Raw genomic sequence first — 22542 nt, forward strand, 5'->3', positions numbered from 1 at the left:
AAATTTATTAAATATATAAAAGAGAATAATCGCTTTTTTCCAATGAACGATGAATCTATTTTCATTATTCCGTTGGAATGGATGACGCGTTATAAAAGCCTAGCAAATTTTGGAAAGGTAAAAGAAGATAGTATTCTAGTTAGCAAAGTTAATTATACGCTCTTAAAACAGATTGTTCCTCCAGAAGAACTAGATATCTCAGAAAATATTGATATTGATTACCAACCATCTTCTAAATTAAAAGCTACCTTAAGACCATATCAGGAAGAAGGTGTAAAATGGTTAGTAAAGCATTATCAAAATCAATTGGGAGCTTGCCTTGCTGATGATATGGGACTTGGAAAAACATTGCAAACCATCGCAACATTAGCTTTTGCAAAAGAACAGCTTGCTCCAGCTCCAGATGATATCAAAACTATTCGATTAGATCTGTTTAGCAATCCTTTAGAGGTCAGAACATATCTAAAAGCACTAGTTGTATTACCATCTTCATTAGTATTTAACTGGGCTCAGGAAATATTGAAATTTGCCCCACACTTAACCATAACAAAATATATAGGAAGCGATCGTAAAAAAATAGCTCCATATCTAGAGACTTATGATATTATTCTAACTACCTATACTACATTATCAAAAGATATTGTTACGCTACAAAAAACAGAATTTACGTATCTAATCACTGATGAGAGTCAGCAAATCAAGAATAAAGAATCTAAGATATTCAAAGCGATTAATGATATCAACGTAAAACATAAAATTTCTTTAAGCGGTACACCTATCGAAAATTCATTATCTGATCTTTGGTCTCAGATGGAATTTATCAATCCTGGCATGTTAGGAAGCTATCCTTTTTTTAAAGATCACTTTAAAACTCCGATAGAAAAACATCAAAATGAAGAGCGTGTAAAAGAACTAAAAGCATTAATAGAACCTTTTATTCTAAGAAGAACAAAAGAACAAGTAGCTAAGGATTTACCTGAATTATCAGAACAAACAATCTACACAGAGATGCTTACAGAGCAAGAAAAAGAATACGAATCTCAAAAATCTGCCGCTAGAAATTTATTACTAGGTATTGATACTGTATCTACTAACAAAATTCATATTATAAACACATTAACTAAACTTAGACAATTAGCCAACCATCCTAAATTACTAAATCATAATACCGAAAGTTCTTCCGGAAAATTTAAAGATGTTACCTCCTATTTAGAAACCTTAGTAAAATCCAATAAAAAAGTACTGATATTCAGCTCTTTTGTATCTCACTTAAACTTATATCAGGAATGGTCTACAAATCAAAGCATTTCTTTTGTCAGTCTTACAGGACAAACTAAAGGTTCGGACAGAGAAAAGATTGTTAATGAATTTCAGGAAAACGATGCAATCTCTTTGTTCTTTATTTCATTAAAAGCTGGAGGAGTAGGTCTTAATCTGACTAAGGCTTCCTACGTTATTTTGTTAGATCCCTGGTGGAATCCTTTTATTGAGAAACAAGCTATTGCACGTGCTCATCGTATCGGTCAAAAAAACAATGTTATGGTCACTCGTTTTATAACTAAAAACACAATAGAAGAAAAGATCATTAAATTACAAGAACATAAAAAGAACCTTTCTGATGAGATTATTGCTATTGACGCGATTCCTGATTATATTGAAAGTGATTTAGAGGAATTATTGAGGTAATTAATATGAAATTATCTTAAAGAGGTATTCATTTTTAAGTATGAGCATACATACTTTCTAATCCAATGTCTCCTAATAAAGAAATCTTGATGTTAATCTAAATTCACCTAAATACAATTACCAATTATGTTTTGGAGAAAAAAAATAAAATTACCAGTAACGATTGAAGATCAATTATGGATAGAAGAGAAACTTACTTTTCTAAAAGATAGCATTGGATTAGAAAAGGTTTTAAAAATGACTACGATTTCTCCGGAAACCTTTTTATCTAATTATGAGTTTAAAAAAAATGAATCTGATGCATATTATATTTTAGATTATATCAAAACCACCATGAACTTAGGTGATATTCCGATTGAATTAAAATTCTTTTCGGATCAACCAATATATCAAAAAGACGGAAGTATTCTAACAACACCAGCTGATAATTTCGGTAGGTGGAAAAGCGCCGCCGGAACTTATCAAAAAGTCAACAATAAAATCATCATTAGTATAGAGAAATCACAGCTAAAAAAAACAGAGTCCCTAATTGCTACAATAAGTCATGAACTAGCACATCAAAAATTATTGGGTGAAAAAAGAATCACTACAAACGATGAACATCTTACAGATCTTGTTGCAATCGTATATGGTTTTGGAATTTTTATTGGCAATTCCAAATTTGTTTTTCAATCTGGAATAGACAATGGCTTTGGATGGAAAATGACCAATCAAGGATATTTACCAGAGCAATTAATTGCTTATACTATGGCTACCTTATCATTAAAGAAAAAAGAAAAAGACACAAGGTATGTAGAACAATTAAACTCTTCATTACGTTCATATTTCAAAGAAAGCATAGCTTATTTATCACAAAAAGAACGTCAGAAAAAATCATTACTATTTTGGGAAATTACAGGTGTAGATTTTGAAGAATCTCATCAAGAAAAAGTCACCGAGACAACAGAAGCACAAATACACTCTACTGTAGATGAAAAAATAATTCCAATATTAAGTGAAACAGATGAACTTATATTTGCCTGTAATAAAGGGGAATATGACACAGTATCTAAACTGCTATCCACGGGTATTTCTCCTAATGTAACAGGTACATTAGGAAACACTCCTCTAAAAGCAGCATTATTTAACAAACATATACAGATTGCCGACTTGTTAATTACACATGGAGCCAATATTGATTACATTCAAGACCCAAACTCATTCCTTTATACGACTGCGTTAAGTATGGCATCTACTAATGACGATTTAGAAATAATATATTATTTACTAAAAAAAGGCGCTGATGTTAATTTCATTTCTCTGCGAACTGGTACACCTCTATGTCATGCTATAAAAAATAAAAAAATAGAACAGGTGGAAATTCTTATTGATGCAAGAGCTTCTTTGGAACTTAAAAGCGGTATCTATATAGAACCTCCTATATGTTATGCCGCAAGAGAAAACCAAAAAGACATTGTAAATCTACTAGTCAAAAATGGAGCAAAAACAAAGCCTTTGCGGAAAATTCCCAGAAAAGAAATACCGATGGGAATGGTTAAATTTTTAAAACAAAAAAAATACTTATAGCATCTCGACAAAATCTATCTTAAAACAAAGCCCTAAACAGAAAACTGGTTTTATACCTAAAAGGAAGTATCACGGCAAATTCTTCTAAAAGAAATCATAATTTTTCATCAATTACAGTATTTTATTTTAAATTGTTAATCTTATAATTTAGCACAAATTCATTCACAAACAACTACACACAATTTATAAGCTTATGAAATTCTTTTATACCTTCATTTTTGTTTTAATAAGTACTACTCTTTTTGCTCAGGACACTTATCTTCATTGCGGAAAATTAATCGACACCAAAACTGGTAAAATTCTAACCGAAAGAACAGTTGTTGTTTCTGGCAATAAAATCACAAAAGTAGAGATCGGTTATACCGAGGGAGAGAGTAATGATATCATTATTGATCTTAAAAACAAAACCGTTATGCCAGGGCTAATCGATATGCATGTACATATGGAGAGTGAATCCAACCCAAAAGCCTATTTAGAGCGTTACACCCATAATGATGCAGATGTTGCCTACAACTCTGTTGGGTTTGCTAAAGCAACATTAATGGCAGGTTTTACTACGGTAAGAGATCTTGGAGGAAGTGGAGTTAATATTTCTTTAAAAAAAGCAATCGCTCAGGAAAAAATTATAGGACCACGAATTTTTACAGCCGGAAAGATCATATCCAGCACAGGAGGCCACGGAGATCCAACTAATGGAAGCAAAAAAACTATTATTGGAGATCCAGGACCAAAAGATGGTGTGGTAAATGGCTTAGAAGATGCAAAAAAAGCGGTGAGACAACGGTATAAAAATGGAACAGATCTCATTAAAATTACTGCGACAGGAGGAGTGCTAAGTGTTGCCAAAAGTGGTTCTAATCCACAATTTACTTTAGACGAAATAAAGGCAATTTGTAAAACTGCCAAAGATTATGGATTTCACGTGGCTGCTCATGCACATGGAGATGAAGGAATGCAGCGTGCTATTAATGGCGGTGTCAAAACAATCGAACACGGAACATTAATGAGTATTAAGACTATGGATTTAATGAAAAAAAAGAAAGCCTATTTAGTACCTACCATTACAGCTGGAAAAGAAGTAACCGAAAAAGCAAACATTGAAGGATATTATCCAGACGTTATTGTTCCTAAAGCGCTAGAAATAGGACCTCAGATCCAAGACACTTTTAAGAAAGCATATAAACGAGGTGTTCGTATAGCGTTTGGTACTGATGCCGGAGTTTTTAAGCATGGACAAAACGCTAAAGAATTTGGGTATATGGTAGAAGCTGGTATGCGACCTATAACAGCTATACAATGTGCTACAATCGTAAATGCTAAAGTATTGGATATGAGCAAAAAATTAGGGCAAATAGCTCCAGATTTTATAGCGGATATAGTAGCAGTAAATGGAGATCCTACCGAAGAAATAAAGACTATGGAAAATGTAGTATTTGTAATGAAAGAGGGTAAAGTTTACAAACAGTAATTTATAACCAGCCTGTAGATTAGTTCCCAAAAGATTCGTAATTGTGAAAAAGATATTGAATTATAGTATTCTTGGAGTAATCATATTATTTGGGATCTTCTATTTGTTTACAAAATTTTCAGCAGCCGAAAAAGGAGATTTAGCTCCAGATTTTGAAACGACTCTTATTGATGGTACCCCGTTTAAGTTATCAAATCTACAAGGGAAATATGTACTGTTGGATTTTTGGGGTTCATGGTGTGCTCCCTGTCTTAAAGAAAGCCCTGAATTGGTAGCACTTTATAAAAAACATAACAACCAACTTACTATAGTTACTGTTGCGCTTGAGAAGAATCTAAAATCTTGGAAAAAAGTGGCTGACAAATACGGGTATACGTGGAAGAATCAAATTGTAAATCAAAACCGATTTGTTCTGTTATCGGATATTGCAAGAAAATATGGGGTTTCAGAAATTCCAGCTAAATTTTTGATTTCACCCGAAGGTGACTTAATAGGAAAATATTCCTTTACACAAATTGATAATTTATTATCAAAAACCTATTCTAATTAATAAAAAAATGAATACCAAATATCTTTATCTTATACTCATTTCAATATTTATTATAGGATGTAAGAATCAAGCATCAAAAATTTCTGGAACTATACAAAAAGAAGAGGCAAGGCAACTCATAACAGATACGGTTACGTTAAAAACTACTGCACAGTCTAATGTAAAAGTAGTAGAAAAACAATTCAAGATAGCTGGCTTAGATCGTAACCGACAGATTCGAGTTTATCTCCCTCCTAGCTACCATACATCTGATAAAAAACACCCTGTGCTTTATATGCATGACGCACAAAATTTATTTGACAAGTACACCTCATATTCCGGAGAATGGGAAGTAGACGAAAGCCTTAACCAACTAGCAAAAACATCTGATATCGAGCTCATTGTTGTTGGGATTGATAATGGAGCAGAAAGACGTATGAATGAACTTAGTCCGTGGAAAAACTCACAGTTTGGAGAAGCGGAAGGCAAAGCATATATGAAGTTTATCGTAAATCAAATTAAACCCTATATAGACAATAACTACAGGACATTAGCCGATAAAAACAATACTGCAATTATAGGAAGTTCTATGGGTGGATTGATTTCTCACTATGCAATCTATGAATACCCTGAAATTTTCAACAAAGTAGGGATCTTTTCTCCTTCTTATTGGTATTCTGACGATGTTTTTACATTTACTAAAAATAACCCTATCCCTAAAGAAGCTCGACTATTCTTATTGGTTGGCAAAAAAGAAGGACAAGGAATGACAGAAAACACTGAAAAGATGCATACTCAAATCCTTTCGTCAAATCATCCTAAAGAAAACATCCACATGATTATCGATCCTGAAGGTGAACACAACGAAGCCTTTTGGAAAAAACATTTTACCTCGGCAATTGAGTGGTTATTTACTAATAAATTATAAAATTTAGAAGATGACCATAAAGACCTTTAAGATCTTTCTTTTGATAGTTATTATTTCTATATCTACCCAGAGCCAAGAAACCGATCTTTCTATATTTAAAAACTTGATCGGGAAAAAATGGAAGGCTGAAGGTAAATGGGGAGATGGTACCGTATTTAAGCAAGAAACCATCTTTAAGTTTGACCTAGACAACACATTAGTTATTACAAGATCCAAAGGGTTTGTTGATCCAAAACAAACAAAATACGGATGGCGTAACCACGGTATTAGAAAATTTGATAAAGAAACGAAAACCATTAAATTCTGGGAGTTTGATATTTTTGGAGGCGTAACAGAAGGAGCTATTACAGTGGATGGAAAAAACCTCATCTACCAATATCAATATGGAAAATCAATCGTGACTGATATGTGGGAATATGTAAATGATCACACTTACAATTTTAAGGTTGGAGAATATGTAGATAGCAAATGGAAACAAGTCTATTTAGAAACTAAATTTAAAGCCAAAAAAAGTGATAATAGCGCCCACTAATCTTTTTTAAATATTGATCTTTCTTATAAAAAACAACAAGTAATTAATAATTTTTTTAATATATAAATTCAGGAAATAAGATCTTGCACGACGAATATGTTATAATCACGAGAAACGGCTAATAAAATTTATAACATGCAAATTCTAAAAACAGATCTCACTCGTTTCGAAGCTATTAAAGATTTTCCATATCAGGAAAATTTCATTGATTTTGACGACTTCAAAATGCATTACATAGATGAGGGAAAAGGCGAGACAATCTTAGCGCTTCATGGAGAACCCACTTGGTCATATCTATACAGAAAATTTATCCCCACATTAAAAGACTATCGATTTATAGCTCCAGACCTTATTGGGTTTGGTAAATCAGATAAAATTGTGGGATGGAAAAATTATACTTTCGATCTTCATTTTAGATCTTTAGAACATTTTATTCATAAACTAGACCTCAACGATATTACGCTAGTTGTGCAAGATTGGGGCGGTATGTTAGGGTTAAGTTTATTAGCAAAATATCCAGAGAGATTTAAACGAGTTGTTGTATTAAATACTTTCTTACCAGTAGGTAAAAAAATGTCACTCTTCTTTAAGATCTGGCGGATGTACGCAAAGTATCATCCATCATTATCTATTAGCACAATCCTAAAGCGTGGTTCTTTCCAAAAACTATCAAAAGAAGTTCTCGAAGCTTATGATGCACCTTTTCCAAATAGAAAGCATAAAGGAGGAGCCGTTGCTTTTCCTTTATTAGTTCCAGCTAATAGAAATGATCCTGCAGTTAAACCAATTCAGAAAGCAAGAGATGTTCTTTCTAAATGGAACAAACCTGCTTTGGTATTATTTTCGGATAAGGATAAGATTCTTGGAGGATTGGATAAATTCTTTTATAAACTAATTCCTACCGCAAAAGAGCAGCAAAAAATCAAGATTAAAGATGCAGGACACTTTCTACAAGAAGAGAAAGGTGAAGAAATAGCACAGTATATTCATAAATTCATGAAAGATGAATTAAGAGTTAAATAACAAAACGCTTTTATATATGATATAAAAAAACCTCAAAGCTTAATCAACTTCGAGGTTCTACTATCTTTAGTCTTTTCCTATTTTAGATCGAAGCAGAAATAGTTTCCATTGATCTATCAACTTTTTTCACCAATCCTGATAAAACTTTTCCAGGACCAACTTCTGTAAAAGACGTTGCTCCGTCCTTTATCATATTTTGTACACTTTGCGTCCATTTTACAGGAGCAGTTAATTGTGCAATCAGATTCTTTTTAATTTCTTCTGGATCAGTAACAGCTGTTGTAGTCACATTTTGATATATTGGACACTTAGGCGTATTAAACGTTGTTGCTTCTATTGCCGCCGCTAACTCTTCTCTTGCAGGTTCCATTAATGGTGAATGAAAAGCACCACCAACCGGCAGTACCAATGCTCTACGAGCTCCTTTCTCCTTCATCAATTCACAAGCTTTTTCTATAGCTTCTACTTCTCCAGAGATTACTAATTGACCAGGGCAATTATAATTTGCTGCCACTACTACTCCGTCAATTTCTTCACATCCTTTTTCTACTACCTCATCCTCTAATCCTAACACTGCCGCCATTGTAGAAGGTTTTAATTCACAAGCGCTTTGCATCGCTAATGCTCTCTTAGAAACTAATCTAAGTGCATCTTCAAAATTTAATGTTCCGTTAGCCACTAAAGCAGAAAACTCACCAAGAGAATGACCTGCTACCATATCTGGTTGAAAACTATCTCCTAATACTTTGCTAAGAATAACAGAGTGCAAAAATATCGCCGGCTGAGTAACTTTTGTTTCCTTTAACTCATCAGCAGTTCCTTCAAACATGATTTTAGTAATTTCGAAACCTAAAATATTATTGGCTTTGTCAAAAAGTTCTTTTGCGATTTCCGAATTTTCATATAAATCCAGACCCATTCCTGAAAATTGAGCCCCTTGACCTGGAAAAACATATGCGTTCATGTATTGTGTATTTAAAATTTTAACAAAAGTAAGTATAAATGTCAAAAGTAATTCATCTAAAAAATGTTTTTAAACAGCCTATTTAATTTTAAAACTTTTAAAAAAATCCACTTTTCTTGTTTTAGAAATTGATAGTTTTTTACCATTATCCATTACAACAAAACCTCCATCAGACTTACTAATACGAGTTATATGATCTTTATTGATTAAGCTAGAATTATGAATCCTCAAAAAACCAAAACTCTCTAGCAAGTATTCATAATATTTTAAATTCTGTGAAGCAACAATATTTTTATTATCCTTAAGTGTCAACTGCGTATAACTACCATCTGCCAAACAATATAAAATTGAACTTATAGAAACAATTTCATAACCATCAAAAGTGGGAATAGAAATCTTATTAAACTTGTCTTTTTCTAGCTTAAGTTGTTCTATCAATTCTTTTGCATTATTAGCAAAGTATCTTCTCTCCAAACCTTCAAGAAGTCTATTTATAGATTTTTTAAAATCATCAATATCAATAGGTTTTAGAAGATAATCTAATGCCATAAATTTAAAAGCCTCCAAAGCGTGATTATGAGCAGACATAAAAATTATTTCAAAATCTATTTTGTCGAATTTTTCTAAAAACTCGAAAATACTTCTAGTACCTATTTGGATATCCAAAAAAGCTACGTCAACATCATATGATTCTAACAGTATTTGAGCTTCTGTAAAAGTTTGGGCTGTACCCAATATTTGAATTTTCGGATAGAATGTTACAATCAAAGATTGCAAGTTTTCAATTCCGTTTAATTCATCATCTACAATAATTGCGTTAATTATTTTTGTCATACATATTCTTTAATGGCAGAATTAATATACTCCTAGTTCCTTTTGCCTCATCATTTTCATCAAAAAGATCTTCAAAATAATATCTAGCATCTTTATATCCCAATTTTGCCAAAATTTCTATTCGTTGTTTTGTGTTTATTGAAGTAATTCCGATAAAGCCCTTTGGCTTCGACATTTTGATCTTTTGAGCCTCTTTTCTTCCAATACCATTATCTTCAATTATAACTTTTAAATTATCATTAGAAGCCATTATAATTAAAGAAACATGACCACCTTCAGGTTTATTACTAATGCCATGGATTATAGAGTTTTCTACAATTGGTTGTAAAATCATTGCAGGAACATAAGGGTTTTGTTCCTCGATAATAGGGTCTACTTTTAATGTAAAATCCAACTTATTTCTGAATCGTATTTTTTCTAAATCCACATATACCTTAATTAGGTCTAATTCTTTTTGTAATCTGATAAACGAATCATTAGAATTGTCCAAAATCAACCTAATAGATTGAGAAAATTTACTCAGGTAGTTATAAGCATTAAACTTATCTGATTTCAATATGGAGTTTTGTACTCCATTTATTGTATTAAAGATAAAATGAGGATTCATCTGTGATCGTAATGCAAATAATTTCATTATCGAAATTTGTTTTTGTTTTTCTGCTAAATACAATCTATTTCTATATATATAGAACACAACGGTAATTAAGATAATAATTAAAATGATACTCATTATCCAAATAATCCTTCCAATATCAGACTCGAATTCTTTTTTATCTTCTGCTTTCTCTTTTGATAGAGAGGCATAAGCTACATCTTTTTGCTCAATTACTTTGGAAGATTCAATTTTCGATATTTGTTCAGAAAAACTATTGTCCAGCAACTTAGATTCTAATGAAGTGAATTTTTCATAGTAAGCAAGGGCATCTTTATAGTTTTCTGTTTTTTTATGATACCTGTATAAATCTTTGTAGGCATCAATGATGGCTGTTTTAATATTATATTCTTCTGCTATGGATAATGCTCGATTAAGATTAGATGCTGCTTTTTTATAATCACCTATATCCAAATATACATTCCCCAAAGTACGATATGTCTGAGCTACCCGGCTATCAAATAATTTATCAGGTTTAATATTCAAGGATTTTTTAGCATAAATAAGGCTAGAATCATACTGCTTTATTTTATAATAATTAAATGCTAGATTGTTATAACAGGTTCTCTTTTGATTCTGATATGTGAGATTATCATCTAGATTCTTATCTAATATTTTTTTATACAAAATAATAGCGCTTTCGAAATTTTTAGACTGGGTTTGTATTACTGCTAGGTTTATATAACTGGTAATTTCTCTATCTTTTTCACCTAGACATATTGCTACGTCTAATGCTTCAGTGAATATATCAACAGATCTATTATTTTTATCTAGTTTAGAATATAAAATCCCAAGTCTATTTAGCGATTTATGTTTTTCTACAGAAGGTTCTTTATCCTTAAAAAAATAATAAGCTTCCATCAAATTACTAAGTGATTCTTTATAATCACTTCCTCTCTGGTATAATAACCCTATATCCGATTGAATATCTGCAATCAGAAAATAATCTTTCTCGTCATTTGCGATACGTTTCGCTCTTTTAAAATAATTATGAGCTAAGTCCGCATCCTCAGAATACATATAAATGACACCTAGTCGTTTTAAGCTACGCGCATACAAACCATAATCTCTATGTAATAATGATAGTTTCTTAGCCGTTTCTGCATATTGTAAAGAAGTATCCATATCTACATCTTTGTAATACAAGCTGAGACCATAAGACGCCTTGGCTTGTTCAATATCCTCACAAATAGTATAAATAGTTAATAAACTATCTCTTTTAGCAACGCTCTTCTTAGTTTGAGCCTGTGATATCGCTACTATAGCAGAAAGTAAAAAAAACCAATATAAATGTTTATTATACAATTTCAACTTGATATTATAAGTGTTTCTTTATGAACCGAAGTAATTTTCTCAAAATCAAATTACAATAGATAAAGCAAATGATCTAGTTCGACATCTGCTTTATCTAAATTAAATATATGGCTACAAGTTTTATTCTTTGTAAATTTTAATTGTTTTTTGTTCTCTATTTTTTATTGAAAAGATATTCACTAAGTACACTCCACTAGGGAGATCATCTATATCAATGCTCGTTGCAATATCATTTGTTTCTAATCTAAACGATTTAAGTACTCTTCCTTCAACATTTATAACTTTTATTAAAAGCGATTGACCTTCTGTATTCTCTACAAAAAGAGCATGCTGAGCTGGATTTGGGTATACTACTATTGATTCTATTTTAGTTTCTCCTCTTCTGTTTTGACCACAAGACAAATCACCAAAATCAAAATTCCCATTACAATATAACCATTCTGAAGAACCGCATCCTGTTCTACTAGAATAATCTTCAGTTTGATATAAAGTATTGCAAATTTTAATCCAATCGATATAAGCATTAAAATCACAAACACTATTATCATCATTTACAAAAGCTATTTTAATATTTTGACCTTCTTTATAATCCGTGTAGCGATAAACTTCGATATTATTAGTTAACGTAAACTGAGCCACCGATTGGTCATCTAGAAGAATTTCTATTTGTTCACCAGAACAATTTCCTTTTGCTCCTACTTCTAAAACTCCGGTGGTTCCTGAATCACCCGAAACACAATCAATATTAGGTTTGTTAAGGTTGTCTAATCGATTATTCCAATTTCCTCCAATGGGAGCAATATATACTTGAAACTGATATCTATCGTTCCCAATAGGAGTGTTTTCTGGTATAGAAATCGGTATATTTATTGTTCCTCTCCCTACTGAAACTCTAGTTTTGTTAGATTTGTATACGGTAAAAGGATTTGAGTCTAATTGAAAAACTATCGATATATCTCTATCCTCTTTTGCTTCATACGATATTGTTATAAGAACTTCTTGTCCAGGTTGAACCTGATCAGGTACTGATGAAGCAATAATCTTGTCCTCTATTGAATTTATTGTTCCATCAAATTCTTTTGCCCCTATATCTATTGATGATCCAATAATAGCTCCAAATCCCACATTAACACCAGTATCGATTGCTGGACTACTAGATTGTAAACTCATATCATGAATTGGAAAATTATTATTCTTTGTGGGAGTAAATAATTTTGCTGAAGCCCCATTTATATTAAATGGATTAGATGTAGTAGCTAATAAATTAGTTTGTGATTCATTTAATGCCTGAATACTTTTCAATTTTGGGTCCGCTATAAGATCATTGGAACTTAAAGGTTCTGGATTTCCAGTTAGGTTCCAATGTATATTTTGATCATAGCTTATATTTTCGTCCTGATATCGTGATATCGTAGTTTTTGACGCATTGGAATTATACAAAATATTATTCTTAACGCGAGCGTTTTTTACTCTTCCAATTGATAATTGAGAATCACCCACAGCAATTGGATACGCAGGATTAGAAATACGTGTACTCTGTGCATTGTCAAATAACGTATTATTATAAACATCCACATTATCACTAGAAAACACATTAATTCCCTGACCTCCATTACCGTAACAGACATTTCCGATCAAAAGGGTTCTGCTGTTATAAGGAATCCCGTTTTCTTTTTGATCTTGGATATGATCATCAACGATAATTCCATTACCATCTGTAATTCTATTACCTCCTCCAAGAAATCCTCTTAGATTTACATTGTATCTTGAAACATTATCTTTATAAATGATTCTGTGATTCGGATACTCCGGAAAGCTATTTACGTTCAAATTTGCAGGTTGATAAGATGAAATACCACTATTTCCATTACGACTTTGAAACGCGCAGTGTTCCACCAAATTTCCTTCTATCAAAACTACTTCGGATCCTCCAATGGCAATTCCATTTCCTGGAAAATCGTGTACATAATTATTCCGGATAATAATATGATGAGAACCATTATCAATACCAATAGCTCTTCTTGCTCTCCAGAGCTCTAATCCAAATGACGGATCATCAATCATTCCTTTTACATCTTCATTATCCGGAATAAACTCTAAATTTTCTATAATCACATATGAGGATCCTAGTAAATCAATCCCCTTCACCGAAGCTGAAATTATTATGGGTAATTTTCCTTGTGCATCAGGCACCCCAGAAAAGGTAATATACTTTCCTTCTGATCCAGATATAGACATAAATATTTCACTCCAAGGACTATCACTTCCTCCTGTATAGGTTCCTGGTAAAATCTTTACAGTATCTCCTTCATTTACAGAATTAACTGCTTTCTGAATTGATTCAAAAGCTATATTTTGTTCAAGTCCTGAGTTATTATCATTCCCATTTTGAGAGCTTACGTAATATGTTTTCTGTGCATTTGCGAAAATCACGCATAGCAGACAGAACATTATCGCTAATTTTATTTTTTTCATAATCTGACATTTTGTAAACCTTGTATATGCTGGTAATAAAAAGAAATACAGAGCAGGTATTTATGCTCAGTATTTCTTTTGTAGCATAATTAATTAACGATTATCTATAATTATTTTTTTAGTTTCAATGGTCTTCGTAGTATGATCATACATCTTTAGCAGATACAAACCGTTGGTTAGATGTGCTGTAATAATGGTACTAGTATTAGAAATATTATTTTCTTCTTTAACCTTTTTTCCTTCCATATTGTAAATTGCTATGGTATAAAGTTCAGAGCCTTTTATGGTAATTTTATTACTAGTAACCGGATTTGGATACATATCAAAAACTTTCTGAATACCCTCATTTGGTTTTTTATTATCACAGCTAGGACTTCCGAAATCAAAATTACCATTACAGAATAACCATTCTGAATTTCCGCAACCATTCCTAGAAGCTACATTTTCTGTCTGATATCTTGTTTCACATACTTTAACCCAATCTACATATACATTTTTATCACAATTATTTATGTTACCATCATTTACAAATGACACTTTTATATTCTGATTACTTTTGTATCCTTCATATGTATACACCGAAATATTATTTCCTAATGACCATTCCGATACTTTTTTGTTGTCAATTAACAGTTGCATTTTTTCTCCTCCGCAATTTCCTTTTGCTCCTATTTCAATAGTTCCATTTTGATTTAAATTATTACCATTTCCAAAATTGATATATCCATTACAATGAATTGCTTGTGTAAAACTTCCTCCTCCACAAGTTCCATCCCAAGCTCCCGTATTTTCTTCTCTGGATTCTGCTTGAATTCTTTCTCCACCAATTTCTAACCAATCAATTTCTACATCTCTCCCAGTATCATCATTAATGAAAGCTACTTTAAAATTTCCTGAAGTCTCAGAAACTGAAAAGCTATAATTAGCAAAGCTATTAGTAAGCGTTACAGCATTATCAATTGATGTATCATTATAACGCACTTCAATTTTTGAATTGTTGGTTCCTTTTGCTCTAACTACCACGTTTAATGGATTGTTAGTGTTTTCGACACAATCGATATTTATTTTAGAAATTGTATGCAACCTTTGGTTCCAATCACCTCCTTGTGGTGTGATAAAAATTTGAAATTTATAATCTTCATTAACAATCGGAGTATTCGCATTAATTGGAATATCTAGTTCAATATTATCAGAACCTTCAGTAACATTTACTCTTTTTGACCCATACACGGTATAAGGGCTTTTATTTAATTGAAATACAGCTACTAGATCTCTATTCGTACTTGAGGAATAGGCTATTTCCACAGAAGCTTTACCTCCTTGTATTACCTGATCTGGAGCAATTAGTGATTTGATTATATCCTCATCCGTTCCTCCTGTATCGTCACAAGCAGATGGAGTAATATTCACTAACCTAAAATGATCTCTATTCCATTTTCCTTCTGCAGTAAGATCATTATTATAATTCCAATTACCGTTTGGACTTGCTGACCTATTTAAAGAGGAGCTGATTTCATTTTTATTACTCAAAGACCATTTGCAGTAGCTAATATCATTATTGTCCATCCATTGTTCCCAACGATTCCATTCTGCAGCATCTAGATTGTTGTTAGGACCATAATTAGTGCCAACTCTTCCACACTCAGTCATAAATAATGCTAACCCTTTATTGATCGCATAATTTGCTTTATCTCTCAATGATTGCTTGTGTGCTCCTGCATACGCATGAATTGTATATGCGATATTACTTACTGGATTATTATTACTATCTGTGGTTAAAGGATTATCCGCGGCAGTGTCAACTCTTTGGGAATAAAATGGAGTTCCCACCACAATAATATTATTAGAATCATTTGCTCTGATCTCTGCAATGACTTCTCTAGAATAACTTTTTATTTCGTTCCAAGTTCCTACGTGATTATTATATTCACCAATAGGTTCATTCCATATTTCATAGATAATATTCGGATACGCTCCATACTCTTTAGACATTTGTCTAAAAAAAGTTTTAGCTTCTTGTTTATAATTAGGGTGGGCATGAAAATCAATGATTACATATACCCCATGCTCAATGGCTGCATTCACTACTGCTCTAACCTGATTCACCGAACCTACAGGATCATCAATATAATCTCCACCACCTCCTCTAACACCCATTGCTGCTCTCACTATTTCTACTTTCCAATCATCTCTCAGCCATTTTAGTGTATTGCTATTCCAATATTCTCCACCTTCCCATTGATGCCAGAAATAACTCATTCCTTTTAATTGAGTATTCCTATTACATTTATCTTTTATTTTAGTTCCTTCTACTCTTAATTGCCCATGCCTTTCTACAATTGTTTGTGATACTAGTTGGGCTACCATGAATAACATCATTAAAGTAGTTAGTATGTCTAATTTTCTCATAATTAAGATTAATTTGTGTTAGACAACTAATATAGAGTGTAATATAATGTCCTGAAATACCCAATTTTATGAATGACCAATCTGAATCAATAGCTGATCACTCTTAATTCACAATACGATTTAGGAAAGATATAAAGAACAGTGCTTTATAGATTGCACATAAAACATTCTAAGAATATCTTTTTATGATTGAATGTACTTGTTTTAAATATGAACTGCCAAACAGATTAAGATGCACTAACAAATAATACAATTGCCAAATAGCAATTCTTTCCTCCCAATTTTCGACGAGAGGGAAAATATCTTGATACACCTCAAACAATTCCTGATTAAAACCTCCAAAGAGGTGCATCATAGTAATATCCATTTCTCTAGGAGCAAAAGCTATAGCAGGATCTATTAAACAAGGAAATCCATTATGATCAATCATAAAATTACCGTTCCATAAATCTCCGTGAATTAAACTTGAAGCTTCATTTGGAATTTCGGATTCAATACTTTTATAAAAGCTATCAAGGTTATGAAAAGAGAAACCTTTTTTCTCAGCTAATATAAATTGTGGAGACAACCGCTGAGCGATATAAAAATCCACTGCAGAATGCGACTCCGTATTATACTGAGGCAAACTACCAATGTAATTATCACTTTCAAAACCAAAATATGGTCTACTATTCTGATGTAAGATCGCCAGTTGTTCTCCAAATAAAGACCAAAAATCTTCTACTTGATTTCCGGATCGAATATATTCTAATAGTAAAAAAGCATCATCACTGTATTTCCCATAATGCAGTACTTTCGGGATAGTAAAAATGTTTGCTTTCCTTAATTCTTCTAGTCCCTTTGCCTCTGCTTCAAACATTCCCAGAAACATAGATACACGATTAAGCTTGACAACTAATTTCCTAACTTGAGTAATTAATAAATAAACCTCATTAATATCACCTCCAGACAGCGTTCTTATTTTTATTACTTTTTCACAAAGTAGATCCTCAAAGTGTTCTATTGTTTGTTTCGATAGCAATGTGAAGTTTACTTCTTCTTATACGTTAAATAGGTAAAGGCAAACTCATGTCGTTCATCTGCTCCATGAAGTTCTTTATTTTCAATTGTCCAAATTTCGGGATTTATTTCAGGAAAAAAAGTATCCGCTTCGAATGTTCCGTGTACTCTAGTAAGCTCTATACAATCAGAATATTCCATTCCAATTTTATAAATTTCTCCACCGCCGATAATAAATGGTTGTGGATCATCTTTTGCTATTTCTAAGGCTGCATCCATAGAATGTACAATAACCGCACCGTCAGGTTTATAATCCTGATTTCTTGTAATTACAACGTGTACTCGATTTGGCAATGGCTTCGGAAAGGATTCAAAAGTTTTACGCCCCATAATGATATGATGCCCTGTAGTTAACTGTTTAAAACGTTTAAAATCATCAGGTAAATGCCAAACCAGATCATTGTCTTTACCTAAAGCATTATTTTCTCCAGCTGCAGCAATCATTGTAATCATTTGTTCGGATTTAGTCACCAAAGGCTTCTCTATAATTTTTGGCTGTTTTTGTTTTATGAACTCTTCTTTCTTTTTGATCAATTCATTTTTTGGATACATTTGATCTACATCTTTCTGAATTAATTCAATTTCTGCTTTTTGTTTAGCTATTAATCGTTCCATCTGATTACTTGTCCATTCGGCTCCCATAAACTTGTGAAATAACCATACGTTACAAAAATGCAGTACAAAAAGAAATGCCCAACAAACGATTGCTACAATATACCAGTTTAAGCCAAAAAAAGTAATCTCTTTACCAACTCCGATTAATAAATTAAGAATAACAAAAAAAACAGAACCAACTAAAAAAACGATAAAATGCTGAAATAATCTTTTCTTTTGAACGATCCTTTTACGAGCATGTTCATACAATTCTCGCTGTACAGGATCAATTTGTGGAGTTTCTTTTCTTTTTGAAAACATTTTAATAGTACCTTAGTAATGCTTGATTAATATGCGCTAGTAAATATAAAGGTTTTGCCAAAAAGCCCTAAACTAACTTATGAAGAATTTAAGAAAAGAATTTCCCGTACTTTCACAAAACACTTATCTAAATACAGCATCCTCTGGATTATTGTATGATTCTTTATTAGAGTATAGACAAGAGCATGATCTTGATTTTCTTATTGGTGGAAGTATCTTCAGAGATAAACAACAAGATTTTTTAAATAGTGTAAGAAAATCAGTTGGGGACTTTTTTGGATACGAATCACGGAACACAATATTAACTCCTAACTTTTCTTTGGGCTTCAATACCATTCTAAACGGATTAGAAAAAAACAAAAAAGTGTTGCTATTGGATGAGGATTATCCTTCTGTAAACTTTTCGGTAATCAATAAAGGTTTTAAGATTTGCTATGCTGAAGTAAATGCATCTTTAGAACAAAACATTGAGGAAGCGATAGCAAAACACGCACCCGATGTTTTTGCTTTTAGCTTAGTACAGTACATTAACGGAATTGCTGTTGATCTTAATTTTCTGAAACAATTAAAACTTAAAAATCCTGATTTGTTACTCATTGCAGATGGCACTCAATTTTGCGGGACTAAGGTTTTTAATTTTAATACATCAGGAATCGACATTTTGGGATGTAGTGGTTATAAATGGTTATTAGGCGGTTATGGAAATGGTTTTATTTTATTTAAAGAAGGTGTTTTGGATCAAATTACTCCTGAAAATTATAAAAAAGCAGCTGATGATGTCGACTATGATTCTTCATACACAAGCTCACAAGCCAGATATGAATGCGGGCACTTAGACACATTCAGCTTCGGAAGTTTACTATATTCTCTAGAGTTTTTATCCAAAATAGGACTTTCTGTAATCGAAGAACATGTAAACGAGTTAAGCAATTACGCTAAAACCGAATTAGCAAATTTAAACCTGTTGGAAAAAGACGTTTTAGAAAGAAACAATCATAGTTCTATTTTCAATATAAAGGGAGATCAAAAGCTATTCACTTCACTAAAAGAAAAAAATATTATTACCTCTCTTAGAGGAGGTGGTATTAGAATAAGTCTTCATTTTTACAATACAATCCAGGATATCGATAAATTATTAGCCAATATTTAAAAAGATTTTCTTTACAAAAAGAGTACGCTTTTTCTACAGTACTTGTAGAAAGGCAACACAAATAGATATCGTGTTAAAATACGTAATTAATGATTCCTACTAGAATCTCTAAAATGGCATAATTTTTTAAAGTGTTTAAGCAGTCGTTATAAACTGATTCCCAACCACAAAATTATAACAGACAACGACAAATTGGTATTCACCAGATATTGTTTTGGTATCCAAACATATACAGACAAAGAAGTATCTTTCTTGTTATAACAATATAACCAAATAGATTAACCAATTTCTTAAAACGTAAACACAAAAATGTTATGAAAAAACTTAACTTATTTCTCACATCCTTATTTTTATTTATCGCTCTTTTAACCACTTCACAAGAAACACAGATACCCAATAGGAGCTCAAATGATATACTTGCAAAAGTTATTGGCAAAGAAGATAAAGTATTACATATCTCTGCTAATCTAGTCGTAGATACTCCAGAAGATTTATTTGTATATATAGATCGGGCTAAAGCTGCAGGAGCAAATACCGTACTATATTCGGATACCAAATTAAACTCTTATGGTCTAAATGGAACAGCAGGATCCAGATGGGATGAACGAATCCAGATATTAGTGGACGGAATTAAGGAAAGAGGAATGAAATTACATTTTATTACTATTTCTATGGGGTTTGCAAGTTCGCTAATCGCATCCAATCCTAATTTAACTACAGCATACCCAATCACAGATCAAGAACTCATTGCTTCTAATGGAGAACTAATACCCGTTTCTTCTTCTAATCTAGTAAATGGAGGATTCGAGAATTCATCAGAAAATCGTCCAGATGGTTGGCAATTTCAGGATGCACCAGGAGAACGAACATTTATTGACACTAATACAAAAAGAAGCGGTAATGCGTCTTTTAGAGCAGATGCAAGAGACAATCAAATGTCGAGAATTATTACAACTTTCGATGTCAAGCCATTCCACCAATATGTTTTAAGGTGTTGGATTAAAACAGAAAATTTAAGTGCATCGAACTTATTGCCAATTATTAGAGATGATAACAATAAAGATCGAAACCTTACGAATCTTAGATTTTCATTACTAAAATCAGATGGTGGAAGATCATATTTCAATCGTCCAAATAACTTAACGATAGATTGGACAGAAATGAGGATTGCTTTTAACAGTCTAAATGCTACAAAGGTTAATTTAGGCTTATCTCTGTTTGGAGGAACTAATGGAAGTATTTGGTGGGATGATATTGAAGTTATTGATACTCCTTCTTTAAATTGGATTAATAGAGATGATCTTCCCGTTAGTATCTCAAAAAGCAATGGTCAAAATCTTCAATTTGGGAATGATGTTGAACTTCCTACGGACCCTAAACTAGGATTATCAGGATTTGCTGGTTCTTTTGACACACATCATACACCTCCAAAAATTATAATTAATAGCGGTGTAAACATAAAAGAAGGTGACATCGTAAAAATAACTGGATATCACGGGCTCCCAACTGCAAGTGGTCAAATATCTGCTTCTTGGAATCATCCTGAAATCTATAATAGAATGCGTACCATACATCAAAAACTTTATAATGATTTTCAACCGGATGGATTTTTACTTAACTATTCAGAAATAAGAACAGGTGGATGGGAACCATTAGATACACAAATTGGAAATTCAGGTACTGCTCTAGCTACTAGTATAGAACACGCTTTTGAAGATCTTTTTGAAGTCGCACCAGATGCATCATATTATTTTTGGAGCGATATGATCGATCCGGAACATAATGCCATTGCTAATTATTATCAAATTAACAACACATTAGATCAATCATGGGTTACTGTCAATCCTGAAAAGGTTATACTTGCTACCTGGTGGGAAGGTCAAAAGATTGTAGATCGAGGTACAAAATCACTTCAGTTTTTCTCTGATTTAGGTTTTAAACAGATTGTAGGTGCATTTTATGATGCTGATGTCGATACAAACTTTAATCAATGGCAAACCGCTTCTGAAGGTGTAGAAAATATTATTGGATCTATTTATGCAACTTGGGTTAAACCACGTAATTTTTCTCAAATAGAAAATTTTGGAGCCTTATGGTGGCAAGGAGAGGATAATGAAATCGATATTACTGGTAAACTTTGGAGGTTAGAAAATAAAGTAAACAAACAATGGGTAAGAACAGAAGGATGTTCTAATGATTATAGCGAAACCATTCCATTAGTTGTTACTTCTACTAACAATACAGGAAATTGTACAATGTTTGAATTTATCCCAACAGATGATGGATATTACTTTCTACAAAACAAGGCTACAAATGGCAGATACCGACCAAAAGATTGTAGTAATACTTCGAATGATTCCATTGAAATAGTTCAAGTAGGTCCAGGCTCTTTCGGATGGTGTGAACAGTGGAAATTAGTAGCCACAGATGAAGAAGGATATTTTAGAATCCAAAATAGACAAACAAGCAGCTGGATAAGATCGCAAGGGTGCTCTGCAATTAATGATGAATCCATTCCTATTACACAAGTATCTCAAGGATATACAGGTAATTGTACCAAATGGAAATTAATTGATGTAGATAATCAAGTGAATAGAGACTTTGTTATTACTAATGAAGAGGATATAAAACTATTTCCTAACCCTGTTAGCAAAGAAATTTTTATACAAAAATCTGTTAATGACACTAACAAAATTGTAGCAATTAATATTTACGATTTGCAAGGAAGAAAACAAATGGTAATTGATTCTAAAAAGCTTATGAGTAATGGGAATACTATTGAAGTTTCACATTTAGTCGACGGTTTGTATATATTATCTGTCGATTACCATAAAAAAGAAACTCAAAACTTACGATTTATGGTCAAGCATTAGTAGTTTTTTGATACCGCTATACTATTTTAAAATCATTAGAGTATTCTAACACTATGCTTAGGTTATTAAAACTACATCGTTATCGTTAATATTTAATTGTTAAATGTTGATTAAATTATTGAAAATCTGACGGTTTACTCTTTTCTTTTTTGATCTTTTACACTA

At 32.2% G+C, this 22542-nt stretch carries 16 protein-coding genes; 9 read left to right on the top strand and 7 right to left on the bottom strand.

Annotated elements, in window-relative coordinates:
* The first annotated feature begins 42 nt into the window (after positions 1-42).
* From D1818_RS10585 to D1818_RS10615, 7 genes are all read left to right on the top strand, one after another.
* Complete coding sequence (locus tag D1818_RS10585; RefSeq protein ID WP_118458746.1) at positions 43-1686, top strand: DEAD/DEAH box helicase; 1644 nt, start codon at positions 43-45, stop codon at positions 1684-1686.
* A 126-nt stretch (positions 1687-1812) separates the two neighbouring features.
* Complete coding sequence (locus D1818_RS10590) at positions 1813-3252, top strand: ankyrin repeat domain-containing protein (protein WP_118458748.1); 1440 nt, start codon at positions 1813-1815, stop codon at positions 3250-3252.
* 193 nt (positions 3253-3445) lie between these two features.
* On the top strand, positions 3446-4720 hold the full coding sequence (locus tag D1818_RS10595) for an amidohydrolase family protein (protein WP_118458750.1): 1275 nt from the start codon (positions 3446-3448) through the stop codon (positions 4718-4720).
* Between the two features lie 43 nt (positions 4721-4763).
* Positions 4764-5270 (top strand): TlpA disulfide reductase family protein, encoded by a 507-nt coding sequence (locus D1818_RS10600; RefSeq protein ID WP_158596899.1) that lies wholly within the window; start codon positions 4764-4766, stop codon positions 5268-5270.
* Between the two features lie 7 nt (positions 5271-5277).
* A complete protein-coding gene (locus tag D1818_RS10605) occupies positions 5278-6177 on the top strand; it encodes an alpha/beta hydrolase (RefSeq protein WP_147406105.1) in 900 nt (299 codons plus the stop codon).
* Between the two features lie 10 nt (positions 6178-6187).
* On the top strand, positions 6188-6709 hold the full coding sequence (locus D1818_RS10610) for a hypothetical protein (RefSeq protein ID WP_118458756.1): 522 nt from the start codon (positions 6188-6190) through the stop codon (positions 6707-6709).
* Positions 6710-6844: 135 nt separating this feature from the next.
* Entirely contained in the window at positions 6845-7732 is an 888-nt protein-coding gene (locus D1818_RS10615) for a haloalkane dehalogenase (protein WP_118458758.1), read from the top strand.
* An 82-nt stretch (positions 7733-7814) separates the two neighbouring features.
* Here the strand turns inward: D1818_RS10615 and fabD are convergent, their stop codons facing one another.
* The 7 genes from fabD to D1818_RS10650 all read right to left on the bottom strand — a co-directional run bounded on the left by fabD (position 7815) and on the right by D1818_RS10650 (position 18354).
* Entirely contained in the window at positions 7815-8696 is an 882-nt protein-coding gene (fabD, locus tag D1818_RS10620) for an ACP S-malonyltransferase (protein ID WP_118458760.1), read from the bottom strand.
* A gap of 78 nt (positions 8697-8774) precedes the next feature.
* Complete coding sequence (locus tag D1818_RS10625; protein WP_118458762.1) at positions 8775-9530, bottom strand: LytTR family DNA-binding domain-containing protein; 756 nt, start codon at positions 9528-9530, stop codon at positions 8775-8777.
* Entirely contained in the window at positions 9514-11487 is a 1974-nt protein-coding gene (locus tag D1818_RS10630; RefSeq protein ID WP_162897272.1) for a tetratricopeptide repeat protein, read from the bottom strand. The genes D1818_RS10625 and D1818_RS10630 overlap by 17 nt, the downstream gene beginning before the upstream one ends.
* A 129-nt stretch (positions 11488-11616) precedes the next feature.
* The gene (locus tag D1818_RS10635; protein ID WP_118458766.1) at positions 11617-13971 is read right to left on the bottom strand and encodes a T9SS type A sorting domain-containing protein; all 2355 of its coding nucleotides are present in this window, start codon (positions 13969-13971) and stop codon (positions 11617-11619) included.
* A 93-nt stretch (positions 13972-14064) separates the two neighbouring features.
* Positions 14065-16380: a cellulase family glycosylhydrolase gene (locus D1818_RS10640; RefSeq protein ID WP_118458768.1), complete on the bottom strand. Its 2316-nt coding sequence runs from the start codon at positions 16378-16380 to the stop codon at positions 14065-14067.
* 169 nt (positions 16381-16549) lie between these two features.
* Complete coding sequence (locus D1818_RS10645; RefSeq protein ID WP_118458770.1) at positions 16550-17401, bottom strand: fructosamine kinase family protein; 852 nt, start codon at positions 17399-17401, stop codon at positions 16550-16552.
* 8 nt (positions 17402-17409) lie between these two features.
* Positions 17410-18354, bottom strand: coding sequence for a dihydrofolate reductase (locus D1818_RS10650; RefSeq protein ID WP_118458772.1), 945 nt, complete (start codon positions 18352-18354; stop codon positions 17410-17412).
* A gap of 79 nt (positions 18355-18433) precedes the next feature.
* On the opposite strand from D1818_RS10650, the gene D1818_RS10655 reads away from it, so the two are divergent.
* Both D1818_RS10655 and D1818_RS10660 read left to right on the top strand, forming a co-directional pair.
* A complete protein-coding gene (locus D1818_RS10655) occupies positions 18434-19504 on the top strand; it encodes an aminotransferase class V-fold PLP-dependent enzyme (protein ID WP_118458774.1) in 1071 nt (356 codons plus the stop codon).
* A 314-nt stretch (positions 19505-19818) separates the two neighbouring features.
* Positions 19819-22377, top strand: coding sequence for a T9SS type A sorting domain-containing protein (locus tag D1818_RS10660; RefSeq protein WP_118458776.1), 2559 nt, complete (start codon positions 19819-19821; stop codon positions 22375-22377).
* Positions 22378-22542: the final 165 nt, after the last annotated feature.

Origin of the sequence: Aquimarina sp. BL5 (assembly GCF_003443675.1) — a bacterium.
GTDB lineage: Bacteria > Bacteroidota > Bacteroidia > Flavobacteriales > Flavobacteriaceae > Aquimarina.

Bases quoted from the DNA above. Each gene is read 5' to 3' on its own strand.
- D1818_RS10655 (WP_118458774.1), top strand. From the start codon at position 18,434: ATGAAGAATTTAAGAAAAGAATTTCCCGTACTTTCACAAAACACTTAT.
- D1818_RS10590 (WP_118458748.1), top strand. From the start codon at position 1,813: ATGTTTTGGAGAAAAAAAATAAAATTACCAGTAACGATTGAAGATCAA.
- D1818_RS10585 (WP_118458746.1), top strand. From the start codon at position 43: ATGAACGATGAATCTATTTTCATTATTCCGTTGGAATGGATGACGCGT.
- D1818_RS10660 (WP_118458776.1), top strand. From the start codon at position 19,819: ATGAAAAAACTTAACTTATTTCTCACATCCTTATTTTTATTTATCGCT.
- fabD (WP_118458760.1), bottom strand. From the start codon at position 8,696: ATGAACGCATATGTTTTTCCAGGTCAAGGGGCTCAATTTTCAGGAATG.
- D1818_RS10605 (WP_147406105.1), top strand. From the start codon at position 5,278: ATGAATACCAAATATCTTTATCTTATACTCATTTCAATATTTATTATA.
- D1818_RS10650 (WP_118458772.1), bottom strand. From the start codon at position 18,354: ATGTTTTCAAAAAGAAAAGAAACTCCACAAATTGATCCTGTACAGCGA.
- D1818_RS10595 (WP_118458750.1), top strand. From the start codon at position 3,446: ATGAAATTCTTTTATACCTTCATTTTTGTTTTAATAAGTACTACTCTT.
- D1818_RS10615 (WP_118458758.1), top strand. From the start codon at position 6,845: ATGCAAATTCTAAAAACAGATCTCACTCGTTTCGAAGCTATTAAAGAT.
- D1818_RS10625 (WP_118458762.1), bottom strand. From the start codon at position 9,530: ATGACAAAAATAATTAACGCAATTATTGTAGATGATGAATTAAACGGA.
- D1818_RS10610 (WP_118458756.1), top strand. From the start codon at position 6,188: ATGACCATAAAGACCTTTAAGATCTTTCTTTTGATAGTTATTATTTCT.
- D1818_RS10640 (WP_118458768.1), bottom strand. From the start codon at position 16,380: ATGAGAAAATTAGACATACTAACTACTTTAATGATGTTATTCATGGTA.
- D1818_RS10635 (WP_118458766.1), bottom strand. From the start codon at position 13,971: ATGAAAAAAATAAAATTAGCGATAATGTTCTGTCTGCTATGCGTGATT.